This window comes from Hamadaea sp. NPDC051192, from assembly GCF_040682475.1.
GTDB classification, from domain to species: domain Bacteria; phylum Actinomycetota; class Actinomycetes; order Mycobacteriales; family Micromonosporaceae; genus Hamadaea; species Hamadaea flava.
The window spans coordinates 86,049-100,267 of record NZ_JBFBAZ010000012.1; the positions used below are offsets into that span (position 1 = coordinate 86,049).

Genomic DNA, 14,219 nt, shown 5'->3' on the forward strand with positions numbered 1-14,219 from the left:
AGCGATAGGCTGACGACCATGTCTGTCTCCGACGACTTCGCGCAGGCCCAGGCCGACGTCAAGCAGCTGCCGACGCGCCCGGGCAACGATGCTCTGCTCCAGCTCTACGCGCTCTACAAGCAGGGCAGCCAGGGCGACGCGACCGGCAAGCGGCCGGGCATGTTCGACCTGGTCGGCCGGGCCAAGTTCGACACCTGGAGCGAGCTGGCCGGCACCGATCAGGAAGCCGCGCAGACCCGCTACATCGAGCTGGTGAAAAAGCTTCAGGCTGAGGCCTGACCGATCGCGACGGTCGCGCCGAGGTCGTCGTCGACCGCGATCTCGGTGCGGAAACCGCCGTCGACCAGCGCCGCTTCCGTCACCCGGGCCTGCTCGTCGCTCGTCTCGATGAGGACCCGGCCATCCGGTTTCAGCCACGCGTGGGCGCCGGCGGCCACGCGGCGGTGGATCGCCACGCCGTCCGGGCCGCCGTCGAGCGCGACGCGCGGCTCGTGGTCACGCGCCTCCGGCGGCATCAGCGCGATCTGGTCGCTCGGGACATAAGGCGCGTTCACCGCGAGCACGTCGACGCGCCCCAGCAGCTCGCGAGGCAGGGCTTCGAACAGATCTCCTTGATACGCGTGAAGCAGCGCACCGGTCAGGTTGGTCCGAGCGCAGCGCACCGCGACGGGATCGACGTCCGCGGCGTACACCTCGACGCCGGGGACGAATTCGGCGACGGCCCGCCCGACCGCGCCGGTGCCGCAGCAGAGGTCTACGACGATCGAGCCGGGCCGGGCGTACGCGGCGGCCTGCCGGGCGAGGAACTCGGTCCGCCGGCGTGGCACGAAGACCCCGGGTTCGACGAGAATCCGCAGTCCACAGAACTCCGCCCAGCCGAGGATCTGCTCCAGCGGCTCGCCGTCCTCCCGGCGGCGCAGCAGACCGTCGACAGCGGCGGGATCGGCCTCGGCGAGGATCAGCTCGGCCTCGTCCTCGGCGAAGACGCAACCAGCGGACCGCAGCCGGGCCACGGCTTGGGTGAACGTGACAGGCATCGCATACGGACGATACCCGCGAGTACTAGAGTGCCCGGCATGGTCTCCGAGCGGGTGCAGAGCCAGGTCTTCGGCGAGGTGGCGACCGACTACGACGACGTCCGGCCGGGCTACCCGGTCGAGATCGCCGACCGGATCCTGGCGTACGCGGGCCGTCGCCCGGCCGCGATCGCCGAGGTGGGCGCCGGCACCGGCAAGGGCACCGAGGTGCTGCGTACGCTCGACGCCCCGATCACCTGCGTCGAGCCGGACGCCGCGATGGCGGGTGTGCTGCGGCGGCGGTTTCACGACGACGAGTTCGTGGCGATCGAGGTGAGCCGGTTCGAGGACTGGCCACCGCCGGCGGACGGCGTCGATCTGCTGGCCAGTGCTCAGGCGTGGCACTGGGTGAGCCACCAGACGCGTACGCGACTGGCCGCCGAGGCGCTGGCTCCGGGCGGTGTCATCGCCTTGTTCGCCCACGACTTCGGGTTCGCCGACGAGGACACCGCCACAGCGATGCAGAACGTCTACCTCAAGCACGCCCCGGAGATCGCCCACGGCGTGCCGGCCAATCTCCACCCCGACGTGTTCCACCCGGACGAGGTGCGGACGTCGCCGCTGTTCACCGACTTCGAGCAGCAGGAGGTGATCCGGGTCGTGCCCTTCCCGACCCCGCGTTACCTGCGGCTGCTGTCGACCTTCTCCAACCACCGCATGCTGCCCGAGCAGCGGCGGTCCCAACTGCACCAGGCGATCGCCAAGCTCATCGACGGCCGCGGCGGGGTGCTGCATCAGCAGCTGACGACCGGCCTGATCCTCGCGCGCCGGGCAGCCTGACCGGTACGCCCGCCGCCCGCCGCTTCCGCAGCAGGTGGGTCAGGTAGAGCAGGGCGGCGGTGAGCACGCCCATGTCGTCGAGGTAGATCGGATCGGGCAGCAGATCCACCGGCAGGATCGTGTAGACCAGCGCGCCCCAGAAGGCGACCTTCCCGCCGGTGCCGAGGTCGCCCAGCATGCGCTTGGTCACGAAGAGCTTGCGCGCCAAGCGGATCGCACCGTACAACGTGGCCAGTGCGATGACGCCGGCGACGACTCCGACGACGATCCAGGCTTCCCGGGACATGGCGCTGAGCGTACCCAGAACCGGCTTGCGTCATGCCAACGCGGACATGACGACCTCCCGCGCGGCCTGTAGCTGGGCTTCGGTGGCGGCGGGCAGGGCGTCCTCCCAGACCGGGAGCGCGTAGCGAGTCGCCTCGAGCATGCCCAGCGGCCGGGGCATGAACCAGACGTGGAAATGCGCGGCGCCGTCGCCCCAGCGGTAGAGGTGCACCCGGCCTACGTCAGGAAGCGCAAGGATCGCGCGCTCGACGCGGGCCGTCACCCGGCCGAAGTCGGCGGCCAGTTCCTCCGGCAGATCGGCGAACGAGTCCACATGCACCCGGGAGGCCAACCAGAGCGTGCCAGGCAGGCTGCCGCCCACGGGCTCGTGCAGCACCCAGTTCGCGTCGGACCAGATGCCGTCGTCCTGGTCGCAGATGCGGCACGGGTCGCCGCCGGGCTCGCCGCGACGGGGCGGCTCGGGAATGGTTCGAGGTCCGGGCTCTACTGGGGTGAGGGGCCCGGCGAAGGGAAGTCTCATCATCCCGTCAGCATGCGCCGGGGACGCCGGTCGATGCAATGCTTGCGTTCAGAAAATGCAACGGCTATGTTGCATTCGTGAAGGATGATCTCCACGAGGCGACCGTCGCGGTGCTGGCCGACGTCGGGTGGGACGGATTGACCCTGGAACGGGTCGCCGACAAGGCCGGCCGATCGCGGGTGACCCTGTGGCGCAACGGCGTGACTCGGGAGAGCCTGCTGGACGGGTTGCTCAAACGGCTGGCGGCGGACTACCGCGACGCGATGCTGCCGGTGCTCACCGCCGGCGGCGACCCGGCCGAGCGGCTGCGCAAGACGATGAACGCGCTCTGCGACGTCGTCGACGCGCACGCGGACGTGCTGACCCTGTCCGACGAGATGTTCCACCGGGCGGCCGCGACGGCGGACCTCCCGATGCGGTTCCTCGACCCGTTCGTCGCGGTGCTGCGCGACGCCCGGGCGGCGGGCCGGCTGCTCGGCAAGGGCACCGACCTGGATCGGGCGGACATCCTGTTCAACGCGGTCGCCTGGACCTACCTGCACCTGCGCGCCCGGCACGCCTGGACCCCGGCGAAAGCGCGTACCCACCTGCTGCCGATGCTGATCGAAGGGACCGTCCGATGAACTCGCTGCATGACGCGTACTGCTCCAGCCCCGAGTGGGCCGAGATCCTGGTCGGCGAGGTGCTGCCGTGGGGCTTGGCCGGGCTGCCGGAACCGGAGTACGCCGTCGAACTCGGCGGCGGCTTCGGAGCGAGTACGGCGTACCTGCTGGACTGGGCCCGGCGGCTGACCGTGATCGAGGCCGACGCGACCCTCGCCGCCGGGCTGACCGCCAGGTTCCCCACCGTCGACGTACGCCACGCCGACGCGCGCCGGGTCCCGTTGGCCGACGGCGTCGCCGACGCGGTCGTGTGCTTCACGATGCTGCACCACGTCACGCCGCCGCCCGCTCAGGACGAGTTGTTCTTCGAGGCGGCTCGGCTGCTGCGGCCGGGCGGCTGGTTCGCGGGGACCGACAGCGTGGCGTCGGACCGGTTGCGAGAGTTCCACGACGGCGACGCCTACGAGCCGCTCGACCCCGAAACCCTCCCCGTACGCCTGATGGCGGCCGGGTTCGGCGAGGTGGACGTCGAGGTCGGCGACCGGTTGCGGTTCCGCGCCCGGCGCTGAGGCCTTGCCGCGTCCGGCTGGACGTGCATACTCAGCGAATATGGAGCCAGAACGTCCGGAGATCGGCCGGGACCTCGCGCACGCGTTGCGGACCGGCCCCTTCTCGGCGGCCCTCCATCTGGCCATCGAGGATCGCGGCCTGCGCCTGGAGGAGATCCAGGAGAAGCTGGCCGCGGCGGGGGTGACCGTCAGCCTCACCACGTTGAGCTATTGGCGGCGGGGACGCAGCCGGCCCGAGCGGCCGGATTCCATGAAGGCGGTCCGGCTGCTGGAGGAGATCCTGGCGCTGCCGCCGGAGTCGCTGATCGCCCAGCTCGGCCCGCGCCGCCCGCGCGGCCGGTGGCTCACCCAGCCGCCGGGCACGTTGGACATCGACCGGCTTTTCGAGGACGCCACCAGCGTCTCGCGGATGATCGGCGAGCTGGACCGATGGCTCAACCATGAGCTGACCCGGCTGAGCCTGCACGACCTTTATCTGGTCGGCGGCGACCGGCAGGAGATCAGCCTGACCTGCCGCCAGGTGCTCCGATCCAATGTGGATCGGCTGAGCCGCACGGTCGGCATCTTCCGCACCGACGACCTGAAGGCGTTCACCGACATCCGGGCGCTGCGCAACTGCCGGCTCGGCCGGGTGCGTACCGACGCGGCGTCGGGCCTGCTGGCCGCCGAGATCATCTTCGACCGCATGCTCGCCCGGGGCGACACCGTGGTCATCGAGTACGCCTTCCTCAGCGACTCGGCGACGCCGACCGAGACGTACTACCGCGGCTTCAACGTGCCCGTCAGCGAATACGTCCTGGAGGTGCAGTTCGATCAGCGGGCGGTCCCGGCGCGGTGCTACCGCTATGAGCGCCGGGCGATCCACGCGCCGGACCAAGGCGTACGCGAGATCTGGATCGGGTCGACGCACGGGGCTCACCTGGTCGCCTCTGACGTTCCGCCGGGCATCGTCGGGATGCGCTGGGAGTGGGAATAGAACGCGATGGGTGGGCGGCCGCCCTCGTGAGGAGGCCGCCCACCGCACCGGTCAGGCGACGTTCAGCGTGACGTCGTCGACGACGAAGCTGGTCTGCAACGACCAGTCCTCGATCCCGGTGAACGTGAGGGTGACCGTCTGCCCGGCGAACTGCGCCAGGTTCACGGTCCGCTCGGCGTACGCGGAATTCGCGTTGAGGTTGGAGTAGCTGGCCACCGTCGTGCTGCCCACGGTCACGGCGAAGGTGTCGTAGACGACGCTCTCCGTCTCGGCCGTGGTGATCCGCAGCCAGAACTTCAGGGTGGCGGTGCAGCCGGCCGGGATGGTCACCGACTGCGACAGCGTGTCGGTGTGGGCCGAGCCGCGTCCGCCGAACCACGCGTTACGGGTGCCGGTCCGGGCCGGGTACTCCGGCCAAGCGCCGACGACGTACTGCGAAGCCGTCCACGGGCTCGTCCCGCTCTCGAACCCGCCGTTGCCGACGAGCTGCGCCGGGGTGCAGCCACCGCCGGTGCCGACCGTCCAGGTGAACTGGGCGGTCCCGGTCTTGCTCGCCGAGTCGGTGACGGTGACGGTCACATTCGACGTCCCCGCTGTGGTCGGCGTACCGGTGATCCGGCCGGTCGACGAGCCGATGGACAGCCCGGCGGGCAGCCCACTCGCGCTCCAGGTGTAGGGACTCGTCCCGCCAGTGGCCGACAGTTGCAGGTCGACGGCCTGCCCGACCGCGGTGCTCTGGTTGCCCGGGTTGGTCACCGACGGGCTGCCGGGGTCGCCGCCACCGATGAATCCCGTGTACAGCAACACATTCGGCGAACCGCTGCCAGGACTGGTGATCTTCCCGGTCGTGCCGTTGGTCACCAGCGCGTTGCGTACCTGCGCGGGCGTGGCCGACGGGTTCGCCCCGAGGTAGAGGGCGGCCGACCCGGTCACGTGCGGCGAGGCCATGGAGGTGCCGGTCATGGTCGCGCTGCCGGTGTTGCTGGAGTAGGACGCCGACACGATGCTCGTGCCCGGCGCGAACAAGTCCAGGCAAGAGCCGTAGTTGCTGGTGCTGTTGCGCGCGTCGGCGTTGGTGCTGTTGCCGACCGTGATCGCGGCGGAGACGCCCTGCGGGCTGTAGTAGCAGGCGTCGTCGCCGGAGTTCCCGGCCGCCTCGACGAACTGCACGCCCGACGAGATGAGGTTGTTCACCGCGCTGTCCATGGCGGCGCTGCTGCACCGGCTCTGGCAGCCGATGCTGTAGTTGGCCACGGCCGGCTTCTGGGCGTTGGCGCGTACCCAGTCGATGCCCGCGATCAAGTCGTCGTTGGTGCCGCTGCCCTGGCAGTTCAGGACACGGACCGACACGAGCGACGCCTTCTTGGCGATGCCGTAGGTGGTGCCGACCGCGGTGCCGGCCACGTGCGTACCGTGGCCGTGGCAGTCCTGCGGCGTGCTGTCGTTGTCCACCATGTCCACGCCCTGCTTCACCCGGCCGGTGAAATCGGTGTGGCTGGCGTTGAGCCCGGTGTCCAAGATGTACACGGTGACGCCCTGGCCCGGGTTGGCCGGATAGGTGAACGTCTGGTTCAGCGGCAGGTTCCGCTGGTCGATGCGGTCGTCCCCCCAGTTCGGCGGGTTGTTCTGCGTGTCCAGTACGCCGATCCGCTGCACCTGCTCGACGTAGGCCACGGCGGGATCGGCCGCCAGCTTCCGGGCTTGCGGCTCGGCCAGGTTCGCCGAGAATCCGTGCAACCCGGCGGAGTAGACGTGCCGGGACTGCCCGCCGAAGCGGGCACTCAGGTCACGGGCGCGCACTGCGATGGCCGCGGGGGTAACGGCGGCCAGCGCGGTGTCCTTCAGCGCCACGATGTAGCGGCCTGGAACGGCGTACGGGCTGTCGGCCGCCCGGATGACGCCGGTCGGCTCGACGGACGGGGACGCCACCGCCGTCGCGGCGGGGGTGAGTGTGGTGGCGAGCGCCAGCAACAGCGTCGCGGCCACGGTGGGGGTGCGATGTGCCAAGGGTTCCTCCTCCCAAGACGCCCCCTCAGTTTCTGGGGCTGGTCCGCCGTCCTCACTGGCTGTTTCGAGCGGGGGACCAGCCTCGCGGCCGGGTCTTCCTGGCGCCGACCGCGAGGGGCTGGCGGAAAACGTAGGACTCGGTGAATCCACGGCGACAGGTCGTTTAACAGCGGTCGCGGGATCGGCGTCGCAAAACTGTTTATGAGATCGACATCCATTGACACTTCGATAATGGTTAGGCAAACTGTCTAACCATTCGAGCTCTGGAGGTCAGATGAAGCGATACGCAAGGGGCCTCGCCCTCACGGCAGGTCTGGCGCTCGTGGCGGCGCTGTCGCCGGCGACGCCCGGCGCGGCGGCCGCCACCCGCTACGAAGCCGAGGGTGCGACCGTGTCGCAGGGCGTGGTCGAGGCCAACCACCTCAACTACTCCGGTAGCGGGTTCGTCAACGGGGACAACGTCGCGGGGAGCTATACCGAGTGGACGGTGACCGCCGCGAGCGCGGGCACGGCCGCACTGACGATCCGCTACTCCAACGGCACCACGACCGGCCGCCCGGCCGACATCGCCGTCAACGGCACGGTGATCGCGGCGGCGTCGGCGTTCGGCAGCACGACGAACTGGGACACCTGGGCGAACAAAACGGTGACCGCCGCCCTCACCGCCGGGCCGAACACCGTACGCGTCACCGCGACGACCGCTAACGGGACGGCCAACCTCGACTACCTCGACGTCGACATCACCGCCACGGCGACCGACTACCAGGCCGAGAACGCCGTGCTCGCGCAAGCCGCGGCGGCCACCAATCACACCGGCTACACCGGCACCGGCTTCGTGGACTACACCAACGTCGCCGGGTCCTACGTGGAGTGGAGCGTGACCGCCGCCGCCGCGGGCAGCCAGACGCTCACCTTCCGGTACGCCAACGGCACCACCGTCGACCGGCCGATGGACATCGCCGTCAACGGCGCGGTCGTCGCGGCCGGCGTGTCCTTCCCGGCCACGGCGAACTGGGACACGTGGACCACCAAGGCGATCACCGCGTCGCTCGTGGCGGGCGCCAACACCGTCCGGGCCACGGCCACCACCGCCAACGGCGGTCCCAACGTCGACGTGCTCAGCGTGACCGGAGGCGGTGGCGGTGGGGACACCCAGGCGCCGACCGCGCCGGGCAACCTGCGCTCGACCGGGGTCACCTCGTCCAGCGTGAGCCTGGCCTGGGACTCGTCCACCGACAACGTGGGCGTCACCGGCTACGACGTGTACCGGGGCGGCGTACTCGCCACGACCGTCACGGGCACCACGGCGACCGTCGGCGGGCTGGCGGCGTCGACGGCGTACACGTTCACTGTCAAGGCCCACGACGCGGCGGGCAACAGCTCGGCCGCCTCGAACTCCGTGAGCGCCACCACGAGCGGCGGCTCCGGCGGGCCGGCGGTGCCGTTCGGCAGCCACCTGTTCGCGTACGCCGCGGGCATGCTCAAGCCGAGCGGGTCGCAGGCCACCCTCGACCAGGCCGTGGTCAGCGTGTACACCAAGTGGAAGGCGAACTTCGTCAAGCAGAACTGCGGCAACGGCTGGTACGAGACGATCTCGCCGGACGCCGACCACCCGTACGTCGCCGAGGGCCAGGGCTACGGCATGGTGATCACCGCGACGATGGCCGGAGCCGACGCCAACGCCAAGACGATCTTCGACGGCATGGTGAAGTACGTGCTGGCCCACCCGTCGGTGAACAACGCCGATCTCCTGGCGGCCGAGCAGGACACCAGCTGCAAGAGCGTCAACGGCTCCGACTCGGCGACCGACGGCGACATGGACGTGGCGTACGCGCTCCTGCTGGCCGACAAGCAGTGGGGGAGCGCCGGGACCTACAACTACAAGCAGCTGGCGATCAAGCGGATCAACGCCATCAAGGCCAGCGAGATCAACCCGACGACGAACCTGCTGAAGCTGGGCGACTGGAGCAGCTGCTGCGACGCGCTGTACTACACGACGCGCCCGTCCGACCACATGATCGACCACATGCGGGCGTTCCGGACGGCGACCGGTGACACTGCATGGGACACCATCCGCAGCGCCCACCAGACGCTCATCACCAACCTCCAGAACCAGTACGCCCCCAGCACCGGCCTGCTGCCGGACTTCGTGATCACCACGAACACGACGCCCAAGCCGCCGACCGGTGAGGTTCTGGAAGGCCCGAACGACGGCAAGTACTACTGGAACTCCTGCCGTACGCCGTGGCGCCTCGGCGCGGACGCCGTCACCAGCGGCAACTCCGCCTCGCTGGCCTCGGCCCGGAAGCTGAACACCTGGATCAAGTCGAAGACGGGCGGCAACCCGGCGAGCATCGTGGACGGCTATTCGCTGAGCGGGGGCAACCTCGACTCGGGCAACGACGCCTGTTTCTACGCGCCGTTCGCGGTCGCCGCGATGACCGACTCCGGCAGCCAGGCCTGGCTGGACGCGCTGTGGAACCACATGGTGTCGCGGTCGTTCGGCAGCACCGAGTACTACAACATGTCGGTCCAGTTGCAGGTGATGATCGTGGTCTCCGGCAACTACTGGGTGCCGTGACCCGCCGATCCGTGATCCGCTGATCGAGGACGGGTGGAGGGGCCGGTGCGCGTACGACCGGCCCCTCCGCCTCGTGTATCTGGTCAGCTCACTTCGTCGGAGCGATGCTGTGATGCGGTGCGATCTTCGAGATCTCGGTGATCACGGCCGCCTGCTGAGCATCGGTACCCTCATAGTTGCGCGCCGCCGTCAGCATCGCGTCGCCGGCCCGGTTGAGCCCGTCCCGGATGCCGTGCATGATCCTGACGAGGTTGTCGACCGAGGAGTTGAACGGGGAGATCGTGCGCGGGAAGAACACGCTCATGCTGCCCGGGATCTGGCAGGCGTCGACCTGGTTCGCCGCGGCGTCGTACTCGTAGGCCGCGCCCGGCAGGTTGTACGCCCCGCACCGACCGAGCTGGACCAGCGAGACGACGACCTGGTCGTCACCGCCCGGCGCGTCCCGGATGCCCAGCTCCTTGTAAGTCCCGGAGGTGACGCCGGGCGCGGGGAGCTTCAGAAACGGGCTCGCGAAGGCGTCCGGGCTCTCCAGGTCCTTGTTCAGCGCGCCGCCGAGCTTCTCGTCCTCGTCGAGGAGCCACTCCTCGAGGGCTTTGATGGCGTACTCGGTCTGCTTGACCACCGATTGGGGATCGTCGCGATACTCCACCTGGAGATGGGGTTCCGTGCTGCCCTGTTTGCCCGCGCCGTAGAGGCCGCTGACCAGTCCGACGGCGCCGATGACCAGTCCGACGGGGCCGCCGAGGAACAGCCCGGCGACGCCGGTGATGATGCCGAGCCCGTCGGCGACGTCCTTGCCCGGCAGATCCTTGGAGGTGTCGGCGAAGCCCAGGTCGCCCTGATACTTCTGATCGCCGGTCAGCGCGCCCAGGCAGCTCTCGGCGACGAACTTGATGGCCCGCTTGGTCCGGCTCGAGGCCACCTGCAGGGCGGCCGCGGCGGTGGCGAGTTCCTTGATGTACGCCTGCTGCCACTTCGACGCCGTGCCGAACGGTTCGAGGAAGTCTTTCTGGAAGGCCTTGGCGCTCGGGCCGTTCCACTGCTCGGCGTGGATCATGGTGCTGACGCCGGCCATGTAGTTGTCCGACGCGGAGAAGACGCTGCCGACCGCCGTGCCCCCCATCGGCCGGTCCACCAGGGCGCCGGACTTCGGTGAGGCCAGCTGGTTCACGTTGACGGAGAAGTCATGGGAATCGAAGGCGTAGTAGCGGCGGAACCGGGTCAGGAGATCGTCGACCGTGCCGAAGAACTCGGTCCCGATCTTCTGCCACTCCGCGGCATGGTCTTCCTTGTCCGGAATGCCGGTGAGGTATTTCTGCCAACTGTTGTTGGCCTCGGTCCTGATCTTGGCCAGAATAGGTTCGAGTTCGTCCTGAAGTCCCACGTTTGGGACGCTACGGAGATTCGTCCGGTAAGGCGTCCGGCAGCCGATTGACATTTGTCTGCAACTCTTGCGGTACATGCCACAAGTGCCTCATCTGCTCGCAGTCAGCGGAACGAGGACAGCGCCTTACGGGCTGCGGCATAGTCCGCGAGGACGTCCCGTACGGGGGAGAGGACGTGCGAACCGGCGACCGTCGCCACCGAAGCGCGGAGTCGTGCGTACGCCTGCCTTCCCTTGCGGCGCGCGGCGATCCGGACGATCGGGCGTACCACCAGCGCTAGCACGAGACCGACGAGCAGGCCCGCGCCGAGCAGGAAGGTCGGCAGCGGAACCCGGCCGACGGCCGGCATCGGGATCTCCGGCAGCGCCAGCGCGAACATGACGTACCGGACGAGCAGCCAGAGCAGCCCGGCGACGACGGCCAGCGCGCCGATCCACTGCAGTACGCCGAACAGCCGCCACCACGCCGGATTCCGGCCCACCTTCAGATCGGTACGCGCGACGGCCACGTCCAGCGCGTCCGGCAGATCGTCCATGCGCCCCCGCGCCGCCGTACGCAACGCGTCCTGCCATGGTGCGGCGAGCCCGCGTCCGGCGTCGTCGGCGATCTGGCGTACGGCCAGGGCCGCTTCGGCCTGCGCCGCCGGGGCGGCCGGTCCGATGGACGTCGCCCCGATCGTGGAGCCGGCGCCGGAAGGAGACGAGCCGACTCGCAGCCGCTGCAACGGGTCGGCCCGGAATCGCCGGATCCACCGTGCGAAGGGCCACCCCGTCGCCTTCCGCGCCCGATGCACGTACGCCTGCTCGGTCGCCGACGCGACCAGCGGCACACCCGCGGCGTGGGCGAGCGCGTCCACCAACGCCTTCTCGGAACCCCGATCCAGGTCGGGCGTGGGCGCGTCGACGAGTGGGGTCAACTGCGCCGACACCGTGGTGACGTCAGCGTCCAACCTGCGCAGCGCGGCTTCCCGCCGACGGACCGCGGCGCTCAACCGGGACACCAGAGGGTCGAGCCCCGGTGGCCCGACCGCCGACGTGGCGACCACCGGTACGCCGGCCAGGCCGTCGGCGGCCAGCAGATCGTCTAGATCGGACAGACACTCGCGGAGATCCTCCGGCGACAGCAGATCCGCCTGGTGCAGCGCGACGACGGTCACGTCCTGGTGCGCCGCGAACTGCTCCAGGTACTGCCGGTGGACCACCCTGTCGGCGTACTTCTGCGGGTGCAGCACCCAGACGATCAGGTCCACCACGGCGAGGAGGCGATCGACCTCCACCCGGTGGGACGCCTCGACGGAGTCGTAGTCCGGCAGGTCGAGCAGGACCAGCCCGGCCAGCTCCCCGGCCGGGACGGCGTACCGCTTGCCGACGTCGAGCCAGTCCAGCAGCTCCTCCGCGCCGGAACCCCAGACGCAGGCGTACGTCTCGCCGGTGGTGGGGCGGCGTCGCCCGGCGGGGGAGAGGTCCACCCCGGCGAGCCGGTTGAACAGGGTGGACTTGCCGCTGCCGGTCGCGCCGGCCAACGCCACGACGGTATGCGCCCGCGACAACGCCAGCCGTTCACCGGCCCGGTCCACCACGGCCTGGGCCGGCGCGAGATCGTCCGCCGGAAGATATGGCGACGTCGTCTCGACGAACTGGCGGAGCGCGCCGACCCGGTCGGCCACGGAGTCCAGGTTCACCGGGCCTCCCGTACTGCCGCCGCACAGGCCCGCAGGGTCGGCCCCGCCGTTCGGTCGATCCCGGAATCGTCGAGCACCGCCCGGAATCGGCCGGCCTCCTCGTCGAGCAGGGCGTCGACCCGGTCCAGCAAATCCTTGCGCGCCTTGGCCGCCAGCTGCCGAACGGCCTGGTCGCCGAAGATCGCCTCGAGCACCTTCTGCGCCGCGATCGTCGTACCGGCGCCGACGGCGATCTCCGCGCCGGTCGGGATGAACGCCGTCGCGGCGAAGACGCTGATCATCACCACGAGGCCCAACCCGTTCACGGCGTACGCCCCGGCCCGGGCGAAGGCGATGCGATTCCCGGATTCCGCCCGCACGAGTTCCAGTACCGAGCGCTGCCAATCGCGTACCAGTCGATCCAGCCGAAGGCTGAGATCCGCCGACGGAGCCGCCAGCTCGGCGTGGGACTTGAGCAGCGCGGAGCCGGCCGGATGGGCCCGCCAGGCGGCTGCCGCCTGCTCGGCCGCGTCGGCCGCCGCTCCGCGCACGAACGTGACCACCCCGGACTCCAACGCGCTTTGCAGCTGGTCAGCCGGGCGTGGGCGGCCGGTGACGGTGTCGACGAGCCGATCGCGCCAGCGGGCGACGCGGGCCTGGAGCCCTCGCATGAACTCGCCCGCGCCGACCAGCTCCTGCCAGCGTGCGAGCACTTCGCCGCGCAGCAGGGCGCCGTCGCGGATGCCGCGCTCGACCGCTTTCCCGGCTTCCTCGTACGCCGACCGGGCCGCGGTCTCCAGCGTCTCCGCCGCCTCGACCTGGGCCTCGGCGGCGGTCGCGAGCGTGCCGACGGTGGGATCGAGCGCCGCGACCGCACCGTCCACGGTCTGCCGGACCACCGCCGCCCGGCCGGCCGCCGACTGGGCCAGCGAATCGAGCCAGCCGCGTAGCTCCGCGATCACCGGCTCGGGCAGCAGCCGACGTTCGTCCACAGTGGTCTCCGGCACGACGAACAGCCGGGCGTCGCCGAAGCCGTTCTCGCCGAGCATCTCGGTCAGATGCGGGGTCACCTCGGTGTCGGCGTCAGCGGGCAACCGGTCCAAGACCATCGCGATCGCGGTGCCACGTGCTCGGGCCGCGCGCAACAGCTCCCACGGGACGGCGTCCGCGTAGCGCGTCGCGGTGGTCACGAACAGCCAGAGGTCCGCGGCGGCCAGCAGGCGCTCGGCCAGCGCGCGATTGCTCTCCACCACCGAGTCGATGTCCGGAGCGTCCAGCAGCGCCAGGCCCGCGGTCAGCCGCTCGCTCGGGACGATCCGCAGGCCGCCGTCGCCCGAAGTGGTACGCCCAAGGCCGGGCAGCAGATGCGCCTCGGTGAACCAGGCGGCGTCGTCGGGATGGCAGACGAGGACGGGATCGCGAGTCGTCGGCCGGCGGGCCCCGGCGGCGCTGACCGGCTCTCGGACGATGCTGTTGACCAACGTGGACTTGCCCGCGCCGGTCGAACCGCCGACGACGACCAGCAACGGCGCGTCGAGCCGGGCCAGCCGCGGCAGCAGATAGTCGTCGAGCTGCGCCCGGGTGGTGTCGGCCAGCCGGGCCGAGTCCGCCGCGTCGGGCAGGCCTAGCGGGTACCGCACCGCCGCGAGCGCGTCGCGCAGTGCCCCCAACGCCTCCGCCAGCCTCATGCCCACATCACTACTCTCCTATACCCCGTTGATCATGGAGTTAACTGTGGGGTCGCCGGTGTGTCGCAACCGGAAACATCATGATCAACG

The 14,219-nt window shown here is 70.2% G+C and carries 13 protein-coding genes; 6 read left to right on the forward strand and 7 right to left on the reverse strand.

Translation table 11 applies throughout. From position 1 onward, the window contains the following. Positions 1–18 precede the first annotated feature (18 nt). Positions 19–279 (forward strand): acyl-CoA-binding protein, encoded by a 261-nt coding sequence (locus AB0M47_RS07995; protein ID WP_363410236.1) that lies wholly within the window; start codon positions 19–21, stop codon positions 277–279. Here AB0M47_RS07995 and AB0M47_RS08000 read toward each other — a convergent pair. Beyond that, positions 264–1,037: a putative protein N(5)-glutamine methyltransferase gene (locus AB0M47_RS08000; RefSeq protein WP_363410239.1), complete on the reverse strand. Its 774-nt coding sequence runs from the start codon at positions 1,035–1,037 to the stop codon at positions 264–266. The genes AB0M47_RS07995 and AB0M47_RS08000 overlap by 16 nt on opposite strands. A 39-nt stretch (positions 1,038–1,076) precedes the next feature. On the opposite strand from AB0M47_RS08000, the gene AB0M47_RS08005 reads away from it, so the two are divergent. Then, positions 1,077–1,856 carry a class I SAM-dependent methyltransferase gene (locus AB0M47_RS08005; RefSeq protein WP_363410242.1) on the forward strand — a complete coding sequence of 260 codons (780 nt, stop codon included), beginning with the start codon at positions 1,077–1,079 and terminating at the stop codon, positions 1,854–1,856. On the opposite strand, the gene AB0M47_RS08010 is transcribed toward AB0M47_RS08005, so the two are convergent. Continuing rightward, positions 1,783–2,142: a YkvA family protein gene (locus tag AB0M47_RS08010; protein ID WP_363410245.1), complete on the reverse strand. Its 360-nt coding sequence runs from the start codon at positions 2,140–2,142 to the stop codon at positions 1,783–1,785. The two genes, AB0M47_RS08005 and AB0M47_RS08010, sit on opposite strands and share 74 nt — an antisense overlap. Before the next feature lie 30 nt (positions 2,143–2,172). After that, complete coding sequence (locus AB0M47_RS08015; RefSeq protein ID WP_363410247.1) at positions 2,173–2,664, reverse strand: hypothetical protein; 492 nt, start codon at positions 2,662–2,664, stop codon at positions 2,173–2,175. Between the two features lie 74 nt (positions 2,665–2,738). Here AB0M47_RS08015 and AB0M47_RS08020 point away from each other — a divergent pair, with 74 nt between their 5' ends. The 3 genes from AB0M47_RS08020 to AB0M47_RS08030 are packed head-to-tail and all read left to right on the forward strand — an operon-like array spanning position 2,739 to position 4,808. Beyond that, positions 2,739–3,284, forward strand: coding sequence for a hypothetical protein (locus AB0M47_RS08020; protein ID WP_363410250.1), 546 nt, complete (start codon positions 2,739–2,741; stop codon positions 3,282–3,284). Further along, a complete protein-coding gene (locus AB0M47_RS08025; protein WP_363410253.1) occupies positions 3,281–3,832 on the forward strand; it encodes a class I SAM-dependent methyltransferase in 552 nt (183 codons plus the stop codon). Before AB0M47_RS08020 ends, AB0M47_RS08025 begins: the two co-directional genes overlap by 4 nt. Before the next feature lie 40 nt (positions 3,833–3,872). Further along, positions 3,873–4,808, forward strand: a complete 936-nt coding sequence (locus tag AB0M47_RS08030) for a hypothetical protein (protein WP_253760817.1) — start codon at positions 3,873–3,875, stop codon at positions 4,806–4,808. A 51-nt stretch (positions 4,809–4,859) separates the two neighbouring features. On the opposite strand, the gene AB0M47_RS08035 is transcribed toward AB0M47_RS08030, so the two are convergent. After that, the gene (locus AB0M47_RS08035; RefSeq protein ID WP_363410257.1) at positions 4,860–6,815 is read right to left on the reverse strand and encodes a S8 family serine peptidase; all 1,956 of its coding nucleotides are present in this window, start codon (positions 6,813–6,815) and stop codon (positions 4,860–4,862) included. Between the two features lie 274 nt (positions 6,816–7,089). On the opposite strand from AB0M47_RS08035, the gene AB0M47_RS08040 reads away from it, so the two are divergent. Beyond that, positions 7,090–9,396, forward strand: a complete 2,307-nt coding sequence (locus tag AB0M47_RS08040; protein ID WP_363410260.1) for a glycosyl hydrolase family 8 — start codon at positions 7,090–7,092, stop codon at positions 9,394–9,396. 88 nt (positions 9,397–9,484) lie between these two features. Here AB0M47_RS08040 and AB0M47_RS08045 read toward each other — a convergent pair whose 3' ends face one another. The 3 genes from AB0M47_RS08045 to AB0M47_RS08055 form a co-directional block, all read right to left on the reverse strand. Continuing rightward, complete coding sequence (locus AB0M47_RS08045) at positions 9,485–10,780, reverse strand: hypothetical protein (protein WP_363410263.1); 1,296 nt, start codon at positions 10,778–10,780, stop codon at positions 9,485–9,487. A gap of 104 nt (positions 10,781–10,884) precedes the next feature. Beyond that, positions 10,885–12,462 carry a GTPase gene (locus tag AB0M47_RS08050; RefSeq protein WP_363410266.1) on the reverse strand — a complete coding sequence of 526 codons (1,578 nt, stop codon included), beginning with the start codon at positions 12,460–12,462 and terminating at the stop codon, positions 10,885–10,887. After that, a complete protein-coding gene (locus tag AB0M47_RS08055; RefSeq protein WP_363410269.1) occupies positions 12,459–14,129 on the reverse strand; it encodes a GTPase domain-containing protein in 1,671 nt (556 codons plus the stop codon). The genes AB0M47_RS08050 and AB0M47_RS08055 overlap by 4 nt, the downstream gene beginning before the upstream one ends. Positions 14,130–14,219 lie beyond the last annotated feature (90 nt).

What these genes read in the sequence shown, in the direction of transcription:
- AB0M47_RS08010 (WP_363410245.1), bottom strand. Translation starts at nt 2,142, where the DNA reads ATGTCCCGGGAAGCCTGGATCGTCGTCGGAGTCGTCGCCGGCGTCATC.
- AB0M47_RS08025 (WP_363410253.1), top strand. Translation starts at nt 3,281, where the DNA reads ATGAACTCGCTGCATGACGCGTACTGCTCCAGCCCCGAGTGGGCCGAG.
- AB0M47_RS08030 (WP_253760817.1), top strand. Translation starts at nt 3,873, where the DNA reads ATGGAGCCAGAACGTCCGGAGATCGGCCGGGACCTCGCGCACGCGTTG.
- AB0M47_RS07995 (WP_363410236.1), top strand. Translation starts at nt 19, where the DNA reads ATGTCTGTCTCCGACGACTTCGCGCAGGCCCAGGCCGACGTCAAGCAG.
- AB0M47_RS08000 (WP_363410239.1), bottom strand. Translation starts at nt 1,037, where the DNA reads ATGCCTGTCACGTTCACCCAAGCCGTGGCCCGGCTGCGGTCCGCTGGT.
- AB0M47_RS08015 (WP_363410247.1), bottom strand. Translation starts at nt 2,664, where the DNA reads ATGATGAGACTTCCCTTCGCCGGGCCCCTCACCCCAGTAGAGCCCGGA.
- AB0M47_RS08040 (WP_363410260.1), top strand. Translation starts at nt 7,090, where the DNA reads ATGAAGCGATACGCAAGGGGCCTCGCCCTCACGGCAGGTCTGGCGCTC.
- AB0M47_RS08005 (WP_363410242.1), top strand. Translation starts at nt 1,077, where the DNA reads ATGGTCTCCGAGCGGGTGCAGAGCCAGGTCTTCGGCGAGGTGGCGACC.
- AB0M47_RS08055 (WP_363410269.1), bottom strand. Translation starts at nt 14,129, where the DNA reads ATGAGGCTGGCGGAGGCGTTGGGGGCACTGCGCGACGCGCTCGCGGCG.